The organism is Paenibacillus sp. FSL R10-2748, assembly GCF_038005565.1.
In the GTDB taxonomy this organism is placed as follows: Bacteria; Bacillota; Bacilli; order Paenibacillales; family Paenibacillaceae; genus Paenibacillus; species Paenibacillus polymyxa_B.
Genome location: NZ_JBBOTK010000001.1, coordinates 398,244 through 414,537, shown reverse-complemented (window position 1 = coordinate 414,537; position 16,294 = coordinate 398,244). Strand labels below are relative to the sequence as shown.

Here is a 16,294-nt window from a genome sequence, read left to right as displayed (position 1 = left end):
CCCGTACATAAATTACTTTGAAATCAATTAGTTGTTATAACAATTATATGAACAACAAGTTATTTTGTCAAAAAAAGTTGTTCGGCGTTTTTAATTCTGCCATCACAAAACAAAACAAAAAACAGCCCATAAAATACGGGCTGTTTAGGTTGATATAATATCGTTTGCCATGACTGGCGAATTAAGCTTTAGGTACAGTTTCCCAGTCCTTCAGGAAGCGTTCGATACCACTGTCTGTCAGCGGGTGTTTCCACAGAGAAGGGAGCAAGGAACCTGGAATGGTGGCAATATGTGCACCAGACAGAGCAGCATCTTCTACATGCTTAATATTACGGATGGATGCGGCGATGATTTCGGATTTCAGACCATGAATGTCCAAAATTTGTCTCAGTTCACGAATCAGCTTCATACCATCAACAGCGATATCATCCAGACGTCCTACGAACGGGCTGATAAAAGTAGCGCCAGCTTTGGCTGCCATCAAACCTTGAGCCGCGGAGAAAATCAGTGTTACATTCGTTTTGATTCCGTTTTTGGTCAGCTCGTTACAAGCGTACAAGCCGTCTTCGGTCATAGGAAGCTTGATAACCACGTTCGGTGCCCACTTGGCGATATCATAAGCTTCTTTTAGCATATCTTCAGCCTTCAGACCAATAACCTCAGCACTTACGGGACCTTCAACGATACTGCAAATCTCCTGAATGACTTCCTTGAACACTCGACCTTCTTTAGCGATCAGTGAAGGGTTCGTTGTTACACCATCAACCAGACCCAAACGTTCAATACGTTTGATTTCTTCAATGTTACCAGTATCCAAGAAAAATTTCATTTGATTTCCTCCTCAGGTTTATATAATACATAATACATATCACATGCGATGTACAATAGTTCATTTAAATGTAGCATATTGCACACGTTAAACTTATAATTAGTATGTATTACATCCTTAATTGTGACACATTTTAAATTTGAAAACAAGCTGTCTATGATTAAAATTTGATGAATTGTCGGAAGATGCTGAAATTTACCGATCTATGCTCATTTATAATATATACTACCCCACTTCATAAGGAGGTAATCATTATTCAACTGTCTGAAAGACAGCGGGAAATTGTTGATATTGTCCAGCGTCTGGCACCTGTAACAGGGGATAAAATTGCTGAAACACTGGGACTGACGCGTCCGACTCTCCGTTCTGATCTTGCTCTGCTCGTTATGCTCGGGCTGGTGGATGCCAAGCCGAAGGTAGGCTACTTGCCAGGACGTTACCCCAAATATGATAGTCATATCGGCAACATGCTCAAAAAGCTGACTGTGGCGGATATACTTAGTGATCCGATTTTGATTTCCGGTGACGCTACCGCCTATGATGCGGTGCTGATGCTGTTTCAGCAAAATACAGGCACGCTGATGGTCACAGGGGAGGAGCAGGAGCTCATTGGAATTGTTACGCGCAAGGATTTGCTGAAGGTCATGCTGGGGCATACCGATCTTCACACCGTCCCGGTGACCATGGCAATGACGCGCCGGGCCCAAATGACGACGCTTGCTCCAGAAGACTCTTTACTGGAAGCGATATCAAGACTGATTCGGCATCAGGTCAATTGTCTTCCAGTTTTGGACGAGCAATGTAGCTCCTCAACTCCAATTCAAGGGTTGGTAGGGCGGGTTACGAAAACGGACATCATGAACGCCATTCTGAGCTTGACAGAAGAAAAAACGTAAAAGATGAATAAGGGGGCCTTGTATGTATTGGTTGGCCATGCTGACGATGCTGATTGACCATGTCGGACTTGTGTTTTTTCCGACGGATCCGGCTTGGAGAATTGCCGGCAGACTTGCTTTTCCAATCTATGCCTACGCGCTGTATATGGGGTATACCCGTACCCGAGATATGCGGAGTTATATGCTCCGTCTACTCGGGCTGGCTCTGATTTCTCAGGTGCCCTATATGCTGGCGTTTGATGTATACAGACCGAATGTAATCTGGACGCTACTGGCCTCGTTGCTCGCGCTGGCTGCTGCATCCCGCTTGAAGCATTGGGCGGCTGTAACGGGTCTGTACGTCCTTACAGCTCTGGTCATGGAGTTCAGCCAGATGGATTACGGGGCCTATGGTCTACTGCTGGTTCTCATTTATCGATACACTCGCTCATATATGATGATTGCAGCCCATTTTGCTTTGAACGTAGTGTATGATATGGTGCACCACGCAAATCTCCAACACTTTAGTCTGCTGTCCAGCATACTGATCGTATGTTTTGCAACTGGAGAAAGCGGATTTTATAGTCGGGTACCGCGCTGGTTGTGGCGTAGCTTTTACCCGGTACATCTGGCTGTTATCGCGACAATTCGCATCTGGCCCTAATCTACATCTCATACAACAAAAGAACCTTTAAAACCACGACATAAATGGTTTTAAAGGTTCTTTTTTATCCTTGAATAAGCTAGCTAACGTTTAGGATACCTTGTTAGGACCTTGGGCAAAAGGAAGTGGGCGAAGGGGAGCACCTTCCTTCATGTATTGCACCAATACTTCCGGAATATTGTGTATTCCACCTGCATTGACGCGATAGCCGTTCGTTTGCCCTGGCGAGTTAATCCCACGTTTCACCGTGAACGTAACATCAATTCCCAAGGAACGGCAAATTTCCAGCGTTTCCTTGGTATACCCACCATATGGGAAAGCAAGTACATTCTGATCATTGTGTAGATGCTTGAACAGCTTCTTGTCAGCCATGCCCAAATCGGTATAAACCCGCTGTTTGAACTCATCCTCGGTTTCCATTCGCCCCAGCTTTTTCGAATACACAGGCCCCATCAGAAGCGGCTTTTGTTTGGTGCGTGCTGTGTTGGAGTACCCGTAAGCATGCTGGTCATTGGTATGATTGTAAAAATCAATGCCTTCGGCATGCATCTGATGAATTTGATCCCATGTCAGCTTTGGAATACCAATGTGTTTGGGATTGCTGATCGTGGACGTAATGAGAAAATTGGTTGCCGGAACCTGATACTTTTTCAACACGGGAAAAGTGTCCGTATAAAAGGACTCATAGCCATCGTCGAATGTCATGAGTACCGCATTATCAGGAACCTTGGCTTTATGTAAAATAAAGTCGGTATACTCTTTCATCGTGATCCAGTGGAAGCCGTTAGCTTTCATTTCGTCCAACTGCCTCGTTAAATTACTAAGCTTGAGAGCGCCGGGATCAGGTGGAGTCTTGGTCACCTCATGATACATCAGGACAATGACTTTGTTTTGGTAATATACTTTATCTGGTGTAGGCGTCAGTGAGAATAAATGGCGTACCAGTCGATCTGCATGAGCTGTACGTGTACGATGAGTCCCTTTAACTGTAGGTGTGTGGTATATGCTACGTGCTTCATACACCAAAATCCCTAAAATAGCCAACAAACTTATGATTAGCAACGTTCTTTTAAAAAAAGTGTGTTTCATTGAATGACATCCCCCGCATGCAAAAAATTCTGAAAGTATAGAGGTTTATACTAAATATGAAACTAGCAAAATCTAGTCTATCATACCGAAAACATTCGGGGGAAATATCACAACTTTGTTACCTCTGTGTTGCTTTTACAGATACCGATGAAGAGGTCGGGAAGTAACCGATCTCGACGGCATGCTGGATCATGTTCCGAATAAAGTTAAGGTCGGTTGCCGGGCATTGAACGCCAGCTTGTTCCAGCAGAGCTGCGGTTACAGAGCATCCGTAACGGTAAGCTGAATCCTTAGCTCCGTCACCTTCCAGTTGTCCCATAGCAAGGTGAAGTGCATCCTCCTGAATGCCGGAAGACGGATTCAGCAGCCAAGCGCTGTAATCGTCAAAAGGCAGGGTTTCTACTGCGTAACCGAGTTGGTTTACCATAGCGATCAGTTCATCATATGGCAATGGGTTCGGATTGCAGATATGGAAAATGCGGTTTGCGCTTTTTTGATGAACGGACAGCTCTACGATAGCACGGCTGGCGTAATCAATCGGTGTGAAGTCCGTATGCCAATCAGCTTGTGGCGCTTTGCCCAGCAGCAGCATCGCCTTCATCATGCGATAATAAGCATTGCTGTCGATATTTCGCTGGAAGCGTCCGTTGGCCGAATGGGCTGTCAAATTACCCGCGCGATAGATCGAGACAGGCGTACCCGCTTGAGCTGCTTGGAACAATAGCTTCTCTGCTGCGAGTTTACTGTTCGTGTACAGGTTGTCCACGTTCAATTCGTCTGGGAAGGCAGAAAGCTCCAATGCCGACTCCCATTTTCCTTCGTTTGCAAGATCCTCCGGTATCCCCATAGTGGAGACATGATGGAACGATACTCCCGGCTTGGCTTGAGCGATTTTCAGCAGTTCCAGTGTTCCGGTCACATTCGTGCGATCGAAGGCTGCCGAATCACCAAAATGGCGAACATCAGCGGCGCTGTGAATGATGCCGTCGATTTGGTGCTCCAGCATATGGCGGTCGACGGAAGAGAGACCAAGATCAGCTTGCTCCAGATCCCCATAGACAGCTTTTACCCGTCCTTCGATCAAGCTGGAGATATCTTGTCCAAAATATCCCATCAATACGGACTGAATACGCTCGATACCGGATGGACCGTCCTGAGAAGGGCGTACCATCGCGTATACTTTGGCTTCTGTCCGTTGAAGCAGGTCATACAGAATGTGCGAGCCCAGATAGCCTGTAGCACCGGTCAACAAAATCACGCGCAAGTCGCGGACTTCAGCTAAGTCAGAAGCACCAGACAACTCAATAGGATGCTCATTCAAGTCCATTTTTTCTTGAGAAATCGCAAGTGGCTTGCGTTGCGGCGTTTGTTCCGTACCTAATTGTTCCACATATTCAGCAAGCTCGCGAACGGTTTTGTAGCGGAAAAAATCTCCGATGCGCAGCGCGCCATAGCGCGGCTTTAGAATAGCCAGCACATGAATGACACGAAGCGAATCGCCCCCAATCAGGAAGAAATCATCGGTAGCGCCAATGTTATTTTTACCAAGCACTTGAGTCCATGCTTCGGCAATAAGTGTTTCGGTTCCTTCTCGGAGAGGTTCCCCGCCAAATGAAAGATCAGACGCTTCCGGAAGTGGTCGCAGGGCCAACTTTTTGCGATCGATCTTGCCAGTTGGTGAAATTGGCATGGCTTCCAGATGAACGACATGGCTTGGTACAAAATAAGAAGGCAGCTTGCCCCCAATATAAGACTGAATAACGTCTTGTGGAATGGATTGTCCATCCGAAGTGGTAAAATAGCCAACTAACATGTTCTGATCTGTGTGATCTTTGACGGCTACTACAGCGACGTCCTGAACACCTGGATGTTTGGAAAAATGGTCTTCAATTTCTCCAATTTCAATCCGATTCCCCCGAATTTTGAGTTGTGAATCCTTGCGGCTTACGTATTCAATCGTACCATCTGGCAGCAGCTTGGCGATATCACCCGAGCGGTACATTTTTTCACCCGGAACAAAAGGATTGTCCACGAATGATTGGGCTGTACGTTCTGGCTGATGGAGATAGCCATGGGCCAATGCAGGAGTAGCAATGCATACTTCACCCGGAATATTGACAGGGCAAAGCTTGTTATCATCGTTAACGATATACACTTTGTAATTGTAAATAGGCTTGCCGATCGGAATATTGACGACATGCTCAGGCACGGCACCACGGACCCGATGGGTCGTCGTTGCTACGGTGCATTCTGTCGGTCCATATACGTTTACGATGTCGGTATCTGTACCGAATTTGCTTTGGAACGCTCGAACTTGTGAGCCGTACAGCGCTTCTCCTGCCACGGTAACAATCCGTACCTTAGCGAGTTTGCGATAGCCTTCGTCTGACAAGTACGTAGATAGCTGATTAAAGAATACGGTCGGCAAAATGGTAATAATCGTCGTGCCTGTACGTGCAATGGCTTCAGCGAATTCTTCAACAGATACACGTTCTTCGGAAGACAGCAAGTACAATTTTGCACCGTAAAACAAGGCTCCAATTGTATCCCAAACGGATGCATCGAAGCTGTAGGTCGCAAATTGGGTCAATACATCCTGAGGTGTAATGTCGCAATCGCGTTGCACGACAGCTCCTAGGTTAACGACACCGCGGTGAGCGATCAGGGCACCTTTCGGTTTGCCTGTAGAGCCGGATGTATAGATGACATAAGCTAGATCATCCGGACTTACATTAACGTTCGGATTGCTTGCAGCATAGCCTGCCAGTGGCCCGTTAATCGCTAAAATTTCTTTTACCGTCTCAATGGAACCGCACAGTTCAGTCGCTTGTTCCATGAGTGCGGAAGTTGTTAAGACAAAAGGAGAACGCGTGTCTTCGACAATGTAGCTACTCCGGTCAGCAGGGTGGGCGGGATCAACAGGTACATATACGCCTCCGGCTTTCAGGATACCAAGCAGTGAAATGACGGTCTCTAAGCTCCGTTCCATGAAGATAGTCACGAATTCACCTTTGGTAAGACCTTTGGATAACAAGACACGTGCGACTTGGTTAGCACGTTCGTTCAACTCACGGTACGTGTACTCTCCAGTGTGTGAAGCAATAGCCGGACGATCAGGGTATTGTGAAGCCGCCTCCTCAAACATTCCATGAATAGTTTGGTGCTCAGGATATTTCACAACTGTATTATTTAAAGCTTCGTGAGCAGCTCGATCCGCATCCGATAATATATCAATGGAATTCACAAGTGCATGGCTGTTGGTTAGCGCGCCACGCAAAAGGGTTTCAAAGTATTCTGCGTATCGGACAACCGTTGTTTCCAGCAAGAGTGATTGATCATAACGTATCTGTATTTGATAAGCGCCATTGTGTTCACTAACAGCCCAGTCCATAATACGGGATTCTACACCGCTGTCCGTAGGCAGATTTGCCGAAAATGAAGTATCGGCTTGTGGTTCCGCAAGGTATGCATTAGGCTCACGGAGCATGTCCTGAAATAAGTCTGCTAGTTCGTGAAAAGTCGTTTCCTTTTCGACTGTCAGCGAAGCTGTAAGCAGACCGGTTTGTGGCACAAATGTAGAAAAAGAAACTTCTTCTTCTGCGGATAGGCGATATACCCATGCAGTATATGCTGATAAGAGCAACGCTTGCTTGTCTTCCGCAGTTTTTTGCTGATTTAATTGTTCCGAGATGGACGCTTCTAACTCTACTTGATAAGTAGAGGATGTATGCTTGCGTTGTATACGTGCACAATCCAAGGGAACTAGGAATGGGGATGGGATTGTCTGTGTGCTGTTTTGTAGTAATGAAGCCATTACGCTAACCTCCTGAATGTATGATGTCTTAATATAAATGATAAACTCAGTAAATGCCTCCGATCCCTTCAAATGCATGAACAGGAGGGAGGCATTACCGAATGATTTACTTATGAAATTAATTTTGGAGTCGATAAATAGTTATTATGATTTGGTACGGTTGGTGTCTGCAATTTTGAAATAAGATGTAATTTCTTGAAGCTCTTCAGACATGGATGTCAATTTATGGGATGAATCAATAATCGAATCCAAAGAAGCTTTTTGTTCCTCCACCGTTCGCACAATGTGAACACTGTTATTGGCTGTTTTGGTTACGGTGGAAGAAAGATCGTCTGCTGTTGCTGTCATTTCCTGTGTACCCGCAGATATTTGCTCAGTAGCACTGGATACTTCTTGGATTTGCCATGCTACATTTTTAGTTGCTTGAAGAATATCATTGAACAGCACGCCTGCTTGTCCGGCAACGACGATTCCGTTTTGAACTTCAACGTTTCCTTGCTCCATCGACTTCACAGCTTGTCCGATTTCACTTTGAATTTCTTCAATCAGGGACGTAATTTGTTTGGTTGCATCCGCAGATTGTTCTGCCAGCTTACGTACTTCACTGGCAACAACGGCAAAGCCTTTACCTTCTTCACCAACACGGGCAGCTTCAATAGAAGCGTTCAGAGCGAGCAGGTTGGTTTGACTGGAGATGCCTGAAATGGTACTGATGATATTGCCAATTTCCTGCGAACGACTGTCCAGCAACTTGATGATACGGGAAGTATTGGTTACTGTATCGGTAATCAAGTGCATTTGGGATGATACCTTACCTACAATCTCGTTGCCTTCATTAGAACGTTTCTCTACCGAATTGGCTTCCTCCGCAACATTGGAAGAACTAGTGGCAATATTTTGAATTACCGAAGCCATTTCAGCCATGGCACGTGCACTATCACCTGTTGCTTTTTCCTGCGAACGGATATTCTCCGTGATTTCACTGATGTTTTGATTGATGATGTTGGAATTGATTCCGTTTTGCTCGCAGATTGCGAGTAATTCCTTGGCAGATTCATTGACTTCATCCGTTGTCTGCTTCACTTTGGTCATAATGCTGTTAATATGACTTACCATATTGTTGAAGTTCTGATTCACGAGCCCCAAATCATCATGACCTGCATGAATTTGAACATCCAGATTTCCTCTGCTTACTTCACTGATACCGTACATCAGTTGCTTAATCGGGGACAGCGTGCGTTTTACAACCCAATATTGAAGCGCCAGGCAGATCAGTAGGAAAATCACTAAAATGGTAGCGCCGCTAATGAGTAGCTTGGTCAATCCTGCAGGTACGGCACCGGCATCTGCATCGACTGCAAAATATGCAAAGATTTTGCCACTTGGATCTTTAATCGGAGTCATCAAAGTCGTCCATGTACCAAAAGAATCATCGTAGAAGCTGGTGAATGTTGGTTTGCCACTGTCCAGCATACCGGTTACGCCTACTGCTACGACATTGGGTTGCTCGTACATGGAGCCAACGAGCAGCTTATCTTTTTCAAATGCTTCTCTGAGATCCGTTGGCATCGCCACAATAGATGTTAGATTGCCATTTTCGAGCTCCGTCCCGAAAATATAAGCATGAGAGATATTCGGATTCGTCGCCATGATGTTATCTAGATACGCGCGGAGTTTGGTTTGAACGGGTCCATCATAATTTTTCTCTTGAACCGCTTGGGTTACTTCATCGGAATTAATGCCCTGGGCCCACTTCAATGTGATTTTTTCCACTTGCCCATGCAATTGGTCTATCAAAATCGTACGTTGGATCAAATAACTGGACACAATAAGGACTAGCCCAATCAATACGATGTTGAAGAAGGATAATAATAAGTTTTTGGTGAAGAATGATAAGCTACTCCACTTTTTCAAAATGTTCCACTCCCTGGTTGTATTTTTGTATATGGTGTTGAACCGCTTATCGAATGAGATAATCAAGTCCCCCTTACAAACATATTAATCGAGATCATAGACCCTTGAATTTTAAGTAATAGGTCTTAAGTCCTTTTATAGACAAGTATGATATCCCTATATATATGTCGTACGAAAAGCCCTTGAAATGAATACCTTACACAATAAAAAATTAATTTTTAATAGGTAAACGCTGTCTGTGTTTCAGTATATTCCAATTTATACTTCTACTTGAAATTCGACTTCATTACAGTCCATAAGCAACTATTCAACAGAAACCATCATACTTTATAATAGAGTCAAATGCACTTATCAATTTGGGACATTTTTCATATTTGACGTTGGAAATGCTTGATTTAGCGCGGTTTTTGTGAATTGTTTGCGAAATGAGTCCTTATATCCATGTAAAGAGAAGAGGGATAAGAAGAATGTCCAAGCTTACGATTTTAAAGGTTGAGAGTAATCATGAGGATCTGCATAAGTTGATCCAAAGGCTGGATGAGGACTTGCTGGAAAGGTATCCTGCCGACGAAATTTACTTGGTCGATTTTTCCAATCCGAAAGTTAAAAAAATGGTTTTCGCTGTTGTGTATGTGGACGAAAAACCGGTGGCTTGTGGAGGGCTTAGGCCTATAGATGCGGAAGAAATGGAGCTCAAAAGGTTTTATGTCGATTCCTCTTATCGCAGACAAGGAATTGCGGTGAGTCTATTATCTTTTTTGGAAGAGGAAGCCAGCAAACGGGGAGTTGTAAGAATTAAACTGGAGACCGGAGCGGCTCAACCTGAAGCGATTGCTCTCTATACCAAACGGGGATACGAACCTATTGAACGGTTTGGGGAGTATGAACACGATGAAAACAGCCTTTGTTATGGTAAAAAGCTGTCTCTGTTATTATAAAGCGTTCTCTTATAAAATGGATGATGATCAATACTAGCCTATATAGCGGGAGAGATGATAATGAATTTGAAGCAAAAAGCGGCCGAAAAAGCAGTTGAAGCGATTCAGGACGGCATGAAAGTAGGACTTGGTACAGGATCGACAGCCTTTTGGGCTATTCAAAAAATTGGTGAGCGTGTAGCGCAAGGATTACATATACAGGCTGTAGCTACATCCCAAGCTTCGGAGGATCAGGCCAGGGAGCTGGGGATTCCCATCATTCCGTTTGATCAGATTGGAAGGCTTGACGTTACCATCGACGGTGCAGATGAGGTGAACCAGCAACTGGTACTGGTGAAAGGTGGAGGCGGAGCCCTACTGAGAGAGAAAATTGTGGAAAGCAATAGCGACCGATTAATTATTATTGTCGATGAGTCCAAGGATGTGAAGGTGCTGGGTGCATTCCCTTTACCCGTTGAGGTCGTACCCTTTGCCAGTGAATGGACGTTGGAGGCTTTGCGGCAGACGGGCTGTAAAGCGGAGTGGCGTATGAAAGACGGCGAGCGCTTCCTTACGGATAATGGTAATTATATTGCCGATTGTCGCTATGGTACGATCGAGAATCCGCAGGAATTGGAAATCCGCTTGAATCAAATTCCGGGTGTAGTCGATAACGGACTGTTCATTAATATGGCGGACCAGGTTATTATCGCACGGGCCAATGGACAGATCGACGTCCGTAACAAGTAATGTCTAGGACCCGCCTGCTTCATCATGTGGCATTGATGTTATTGATTTTATATACAGGGCTTCTATTATATTGGATGTTTCTCGGTTTTGGTCGTACATTACGACCAGGACCCCCGTATTCGTATAATATTGTTCCGTTTGATACGATTAGGCAATACTGGCGGGCAATGGAGTCGTTTCCTTTTCGGGTATGGGGTGTTAATTTGCTCGGTAATATTGGCGTATTTATTCCCTTCGGTATCCTTGTGCCTATCATTTGGGTGTCCATGCGAAGTATAGGCAGTCTGTTGTTAACGATAGTGATCGCACTGGTCATTCTTGAGGTGTCCCAAATGCTACTGGGCGCAGGTACAATGGATGTAGATGACATCATACTGAATGTTCTGGGAGTATTATGCGGCCGTGTTGCCTACGTATTTGTACGTAAGAAGTTAGGGATAACAACATAATCGTCCCGCTCTCTGGATCAGTGCTTTAAGACTGGCTGAGAGGGGGCTTTTTTTACATAATGAACTGCAACCTTCTCATAATAGACGGTAATTCCTCCATTTATAGGCCGTAAGAGCAGGGAAAGGAACGCTTAAACTTGACAAAAGTGCACAATTAAGATATCTTGGAATAAAGATATGAGTAACGGAGGCTGTTAATATGTCTGTAAAACCAGATGATCAGGACTTAGCACTTAATTTGTTCGTTGTTCTGGCTCGTGCTTATAATTCGGTCACGTCCCGTACGAATCGGGACATTCATAGTCATGGATTAAATACAACAGAATTTGGAGTGCTTGATCTGCTGTATTATCGGGGACCACAGCCTTTGCAGAAGATTGGTGAAAAGGTACTAATCTCTAGTGGGAATATTACGTACGTGGTAGATAAACTTCAGAAAAAAAACTTGCTTACCCGTCGTGCATCACAAGATGATCGGCGTGTGATTTATGCAGAATTGACTGATGATGGACGTCATTTCTTTGAGCAAATATTCCCGCAGCATCATCGTGTCATTATGGAGACCGTAGATGGCTTATCTGTGGAAGAGAAAGAGCAGGCTATTCATCTGTTAAAAAAGCTTGGACTAACGGCTGAGGGGCAGAAGAGTAACGGATCATAAATTGTGCATGTGCAGGTTAAATCTGCTTTTAGATAAAATACCGACTTCTCGGTATTTTATTTTTTTGTCGTATTTTGGGGAGTAGGGTTAATGTAGAGACGCAAATCAGGTATAATTGTCTAATAGTCACGTCTGGAACAAATCCCCAGTATCTGTTTCGAATACAATACCTTGTCGGGGAAGGAGCTGTACATGAGTATACAGCAATATACCGCAGGTGAATCGCTATTGATGCAAGCAGGAGCTTTGGCTGAATTAGTTACCCATAAGCAATACGAATTACAGCCCGATCTTTTGCAGCGTTTTGGGGATAACGGTAAAATAAAGACAAAACAGGATTCTATATATAGTTTGAACTATTTAGCTGAAAGTGTAATCATGAACAGCCCTATTTTATTTACACAGTATGTTTCCTGGTTAAAAAAGCTTCTGGAGGGTTTCGGCATAACCCAAGAAGATTTGAGCATCAATTTCAGATTAATCCAGGAGACGTTGATAGAGCACTTCGATCATACGGATAAAACCATGGTGCTGGAGCATCTGGATTTGGGGATACAGCAAATTGGGAAGAAAGAGGAGTATGCCTCTTTTATTACAGATGATAATCCTTATGCTGCTAATGCGGCTCAATATTTGGAATATTTACTCTCAGGTAATCGCAGACAGGCTTTGGATTGGATCGTCCGTTTGCTGGATGAGGGTATCTCTATTCAACATACGTATAAATATATTTTTCAAATTTCGCAATATGAAATAGGCCGTCTATGGCATGAAGGCAAAATCACCGTCGGTCAAGAGCATTTTTGCACTGCCGCGACTCAATTTATTATTTCCAGCCTGTACCCCAGATGGATGGGAAGTGGAAGTAAGGAACGCTGCCTCGTGGCGGCGTGTGTAGGCAGCGAGCAGCATGAATTTGGTCTGCGTATGCTGGCTGATATATTTGAAATGGATGGTTGGGATACGTATTATTTAGGTGCCAATGTACCTAACCGGAGTCTGCTTCAGGCCATTGTGAGTTACAAGGCGGATGTGGTGGCTATCTCAGCTACCATGGCTTACCATGTCCATCTAGTGAAAGAGTTGATTGCTCTCATTCGGCAAGACCCAACTACTAGCCATGTGAAAATTATGGTCGGAGGCTTGCCTTTTAATCTCGATTCCCACTTGTGGCAGGAAGTAGGGGCGGACGGATACGCACCAGGTGCGGAGGAAGCACTGGAGGTTGCAGGTGACTTACTTTCGCTCAGGAAATAAGGTTAGTTTTGTGAACCTGTTAGTCATTTTGTAAAGGGGGCCTTTTAATATGAAGGAACCGACAGCAGAAATGGCTGTCCTGCGGAAAACGGTCGAACAATTAACGGATGAGATTGTGAAAAGCAAGGCTGAGGAAGAAAAGCTGCTGAATGAATTTTCATCAATGAACAACGAACTGGTCAATCTGCAGCGTCAGCTTGCCAAAAGTAATGCGGAATTAACACGGACGAAGGAAGAAGCCGTACGGGCTAATGACCTAAAGAGCACTTTTCTGGCTGTGGTTAGTCATGAATTCAGAACGCCAATGAATGGAATACTTGGAATGATCGAAATGTTAGGTTCATCCAAACTTTCCCCAGATCAACGGCAGGCCATCGGTGTGATACGTGAGTCAGCCTCTCTGTTGTTGAACATGATTAATAATCTGCTTGATATATCCAAAGTGGAAGCAGGACAGATGGAACTGGAGATCGGAAATGTCAGAGTTCAGGCGATTATGAGTCACGTTGCCCAGTTGTTGGAGCCGCAAATCTATCAGATGGGTAACCGGTTGAGTATAGAGACCGATACCAGTGTGGCAGAGCATCTGGAGGGAGATTCGGCAAGGATCATGCAGATCTTGCTCAATCTGTTGAACAATGCGAATAAATTTACGAGTGAAGGATTGCTCATCGTTCGAACAAAATTAGTGGAGGAAACAAAAGATTCCCAACGTGTTCGGTTTGAGGTGCAGGATTCGGGTATTGGGATTTCACCGGAGGATCAGAATAAGCTGTTTCAGCCCTATGTACAGGCCGGTGAAGGAAGCGCCTCCCAATATGGAGGAACGGGTCTGGGGCTATGGATATGCAGTTCATTTGTGGAACTCATGCAGGGAGAAATTGGGGTCGTCAGTGAAGAAGGCCAAGGCTCTACGTTCTGGTTTGAAATTCCCTTCATGAAAGGATCGGAGCAGGCAGACGAAATGGAGAAGCATGAAACTGGTGATTTGAAGGTGTTTAGCGAGTTGCTGCGTGAGCACAGTCATTCTCAAACTATTTTGGTGGCTGAGGATAATCGGGTAAATCGTCAGGTGGTGCAATTACAGCTTAACCACTTGGGATTCCAGCATATTGATTTTGCTGAGGATGGACAAGCTGCTGTAAGAGCGGCCTCCGAACGATCCTACGCTTGTATTCTAATGGATCATCATATGCCTCTGCTGAATGGTCATGATGCGGCGAAAGCGATCCGCCAGCGGGAAGCAGAAAACCAGCAACCACCTGTGCCAATCATTTCTTTGACCGGAAATGTGTCCGAGGAGGATCAGGCACGGGGCCAGGAGGTTGGAGTGAACGATTACTTGATGAAGCCAGTAACGATTGAAAGGCTCTCTGAAAAGCTTGTCAAATGGCTTCCAAAGCCTGAAACCAAGCCGATTTTGGATGAGGAAGTTATACGTGAAATTATGATGCTGGACGAGGATGGCAGCACGGGACTACTGGAGTCATTGGTCGAAATGTATACTAGTGATACACCTGCCAAAATCAATAGGTTAAGAGAACTGGCTGCTGCGGGCGAAGCCACAAAAGTAGTAGAGGCTGCTCATGAGTTGAAATCAGGCAGCGTGAGTCTGGGTGTCGGGCGTTTGTCCTCGTTGCTGTCCGATATTGAACAGCTTGCACGGGAGAACCGACTTGAGAATGCGAAAGCGAAGTTGTCTGCGCTCCAATCTGTCTATCAAGCAACGTGTTTAGAGCTGGAACGCTATATTCACCAGTGCTAGACAGGTTTCCCCCTTGTTAGACTTGCATACGGAAGGAGGACGTAAGAGACATATATGAAAGAACAGTTACGTTCCATTCACCCGCTGGCCTGGACGATTATTGTCGGTACAATTTTTGGACGGATGGCGACATCCATGAGTATCCCGTTTTTGTCTATTTACCTTACCACCCGTCTAGGGGTGTCCCCCTTTCATACGGGGGTGATCGTATCGGTCAGCTCGTTGGTCGGCATTTTTGCCAGCTTTTACGGTGGATATATTTCAGATCGAATCGGACGGCGAAAGGTGATGCTGGTGTCCATTGCGAGCTGGGCGCTTGTATTCGTTGCTTTTGCGTTGGCGGAAGCGGCCTGGGCCTTTTTTGTCATTAATGCTCTGAATGGACTGTGCAGATCCTTGTTCGAGCCAACCTCACGGGCACTGTTATCAGATGTAACCCCGAAGGAGAAAAGACTGCTTATCTACAATATGAGATATGCAGCCATTAATGTTGGGGTGGTGGCAGGGCCGTTGCTTGGTTTAATGTTAGGATCTGCATCCACGGGGACGCCGTTTATGGTAGCTGCTGGTGTGTACGCATTGTACGGGGTACTGTTGTTGATCCAATTTGCCCGGTATGCATCGGATCTGCATATAGGTACAACGGCGGGAGAGGCTCCACTGCGGATGGGCGAGGCATTCCGTACAGCCAGCCGTGATCCGGTGTTTATGCCGATTTTGCTGGGAACGGTATTTTGTGTGATGGGCTATGCTCATTCCAATTCCACAATGCCTCAATTCTTGTCCTTATCCTTCGCAGAAGGAACCCGATGGTTTACATACATGCTGACGGTCAACGCGGTTTGTGTATTGGCATTTCAATATCCGCTGGTGCGATTGGCAAGTCGATTTTCCCCGGTGAATTCCTTGATTGCAGGGAATATATGTATTGCGGTCAGCCTGTTGCTGTGCGGTATGCTAAACTCAGGCTGGATGTTTATACTGGATATGGTGCTGTTTACGGTTGGTGAAGTGTTATTGTTCACGATGTTGGACGTACTGATTGACCAAATTGCAGATGCTCAATATAAAGGGACCTACTTCGGTACAATCGGCTTTAATAATTTGGGAAGCGTGCTGGCTCCTTTATTTGGTGGCTGGTTGCTGGATATCTATGGTCAAACGGCGCCGCTTGCCGTTTTTGTTCCGGTTGCCCTGTCGGTTGTGATTGGCATTCCGTTTCTTCTGGTCGCACGCCGCCGTCTGGCGCAGCGTACAGCACGGATCGCGGCTCAAGGAGGAGAATCGGTGCAGCAACTGTCATCATAAAA

General features: G+C 45.2%; 13 protein-coding genes. 9 read left to right on the top strand and 4 right to left on the bottom strand.

All coding sequences use genetic code 11. The features are described 5' to 3' along the window. Positions 1-181 precede the first annotated feature (181 nt). The gene (gene fsa, locus NSS66_RS01925) at positions 182-829 is read right to left on the bottom strand and encodes a fructose-6-phosphate aldolase (RefSeq protein ID WP_013309811.1); all 648 of its coding nucleotides are present in this window, start codon (positions 827-829) and stop codon (positions 182-184) included. A gap of 185 nt (positions 830-1,014) precedes the next feature. Between fsa and NSS66_RS01920 the strand changes: the two genes are divergently transcribed. Together NSS66_RS01920 and NSS66_RS01915 are read left to right on the top strand one after the other, a co-directional pair. Further along, positions 1,015-1,725, top strand: a complete 711-nt coding sequence (locus NSS66_RS01920; RefSeq protein ID WP_034095015.1) for a CBS domain-containing protein — start codon at positions 1,015-1,017, stop codon at positions 1,723-1,725. Positions 1,726-1,747: 22 nt separating this feature from the next. Next, entirely contained in the window at positions 1,748-2,368 is a 621-nt protein-coding gene (locus NSS66_RS01915) for a TraX family protein (protein ID WP_339201865.1), read from the top strand. A 90-nt stretch (positions 2,369-2,458) separates the two neighbouring features. Here the strand turns inward: NSS66_RS01915 and NSS66_RS01910 are convergent, their stop codons facing one another. The 3 genes from NSS66_RS01910 to NSS66_RS01900 all read right to left on the bottom strand — a co-directional run bounded on the left by NSS66_RS01910 (position 2,459) and on the right by NSS66_RS01900 (position 9,185). Next, positions 2,459-3,457, bottom strand: coding sequence for a polysaccharide deacetylase family protein (locus NSS66_RS01910; protein WP_068940615.1), 999 nt, complete (start codon positions 3,455-3,457; stop codon positions 2,459-2,461). Between the two features lie 118 nt (positions 3,458-3,575). Continuing rightward, on the bottom strand, positions 3,576-7,271 hold the full coding sequence (locus NSS66_RS01905; RefSeq protein WP_071558901.1) for a non-ribosomal peptide synthetase family protein: 3,696 nt from the start codon (positions 7,269-7,271) through the stop codon (positions 3,576-3,578). A gap of 144 nt (positions 7,272-7,415) precedes the next feature. Further along, the gene (locus tag NSS66_RS01900) at positions 7,416-9,185 is read right to left on the bottom strand and encodes a methyl-accepting chemotaxis protein (protein WP_023988122.1); all 1,770 of its coding nucleotides are present in this window, start codon (positions 9,183-9,185) and stop codon (positions 7,416-7,418) included. A gap of 467 nt (positions 9,186-9,652) precedes the next feature. Here NSS66_RS01900 and NSS66_RS01895 point away from each other — a divergent pair, with 467 nt between their 5' ends. The 7 genes from NSS66_RS01895 to NSS66_RS01865 all read left to right on the top strand — a co-directional run bounded on the left by NSS66_RS01895 (position 9,653) and on the right by NSS66_RS01865 (position 16,292). After that, entirely contained in the window at positions 9,653-10,123 is a 471-nt protein-coding gene (locus tag NSS66_RS01895; RefSeq protein WP_028542760.1) for a GNAT family N-acetyltransferase, read from the top strand. 60 nt (positions 10,124-10,183) lie between these two features. Continuing rightward, positions 10,184-10,852, top strand: coding sequence for a ribose-5-phosphate isomerase RpiA (gene rpiA / locus NSS66_RS01890; RefSeq protein ID WP_340958362.1), 669 nt, complete (start codon positions 10,184-10,186; stop codon positions 10,850-10,852). After that, positions 10,852-11,301: a VanZ family protein gene (locus tag NSS66_RS01885; protein WP_023988125.1), complete on the top strand. Its 450-nt coding sequence runs from the start codon at positions 10,852-10,854 to the stop codon at positions 11,299-11,301. Before rpiA ends, NSS66_RS01885 begins: the two co-directional genes overlap by 1 nt. A 199-nt stretch (positions 11,302-11,500) precedes the next feature. Continuing rightward, on the top strand, positions 11,501-11,962 hold the full coding sequence (locus NSS66_RS01880) for a MarR family winged helix-turn-helix transcriptional regulator (protein ID WP_013309820.1): 462 nt from the start codon (positions 11,501-11,503) through the stop codon (positions 11,960-11,962). Between the two features lie 192 nt (positions 11,963-12,154). Next, positions 12,155-13,219: a cobalamin B12-binding domain-containing protein gene (locus NSS66_RS01875; protein ID WP_068940621.1), complete on the top strand. Its 1,065-nt coding sequence runs from the start codon at positions 12,155-12,157 to the stop codon at positions 13,217-13,219. 49 nt (positions 13,220-13,268) lie between these two features. Further along, on the top strand, positions 13,269-14,984 hold the full coding sequence (locus tag NSS66_RS01870; RefSeq protein WP_053325213.1) for an ATP-binding protein: 1,716 nt from the start codon (positions 13,269-13,271) through the stop codon (positions 14,982-14,984). Positions 14,985-15,038: 54 nt separating this feature from the next. Beyond that, positions 15,039-16,292 carry an MDR family MFS transporter gene (locus NSS66_RS01865; protein ID WP_028542757.1) on the top strand — a complete coding sequence of 418 codons (1,254 nt, stop codon included), beginning with the start codon at positions 15,039-15,041 and terminating at the stop codon, positions 16,290-16,292. The last annotated feature ends 2 nt before the right edge of the window (positions 16,293-16,294 follow it).

Excerpts from the sequence above, each read along its gene's own strand:
- NSS66_RS01880 (WP_013309820.1), top strand. The coding sequence starts at position 11,501 with ATGTCTGTAAAACCAGATGATCAGGACTTAGCACTTAATTTGTTCGTT.
- NSS66_RS01875 (WP_068940621.1), top strand. The coding sequence starts at position 12,155 with ATGAGTATACAGCAATATACCGCAGGTGAATCGCTATTGATGCAAGCA.
- NSS66_RS01870 (WP_053325213.1), top strand. The coding sequence starts at position 13,269 with ATGAAGGAACCGACAGCAGAAATGGCTGTCCTGCGGAAAACGGTCGAA.
- rpiA (WP_340958362.1), top strand. The coding sequence starts at position 10,184 with ATGAATTTGAAGCAAAAAGCGGCCGAAAAAGCAGTTGAAGCGATTCAG.
- NSS66_RS01885 (WP_023988125.1), top strand. The coding sequence starts at position 10,852 with ATGTCTAGGACCCGCCTGCTTCATCATGTGGCATTGATGTTATTGATT.
- NSS66_RS01905 (WP_071558901.1), bottom strand. The coding sequence starts at position 7,271 with ATGGCTTCATTACTACAAAACAGCACACAGACAATCCCATCCCCATTC.
- NSS66_RS01915 (WP_339201865.1), top strand. The coding sequence starts at position 1,748 with ATGTATTGGTTGGCCATGCTGACGATGCTGATTGACCATGTCGGACTT.
- NSS66_RS01865 (WP_028542757.1), top strand. The coding sequence starts at position 15,039 with ATGAAAGAACAGTTACGTTCCATTCACCCGCTGGCCTGGACGATTATT.
- NSS66_RS01895 (WP_028542760.1), top strand. The coding sequence starts at position 9,653 with ATGTCCAAGCTTACGATTTTAAAGGTTGAGAGTAATCATGAGGATCTG.
- fsa (WP_013309811.1), bottom strand. The coding sequence starts at position 829 with ATGAAATTTTTCTTGGATACTGGTAACATTGAAGAAATCAAACGTATT.
- NSS66_RS01910 (WP_068940615.1), bottom strand. The coding sequence starts at position 3,457 with ATGAAACACACTTTTTTTAAAAGAACGTTGCTAATCATAAGTTTGTTG.
- NSS66_RS01920 (WP_034095015.1), top strand. The coding sequence starts at position 1,015 with ATGCTGAAATTTACCGATCTATGCTCATTTATAATATATACTACCCCA.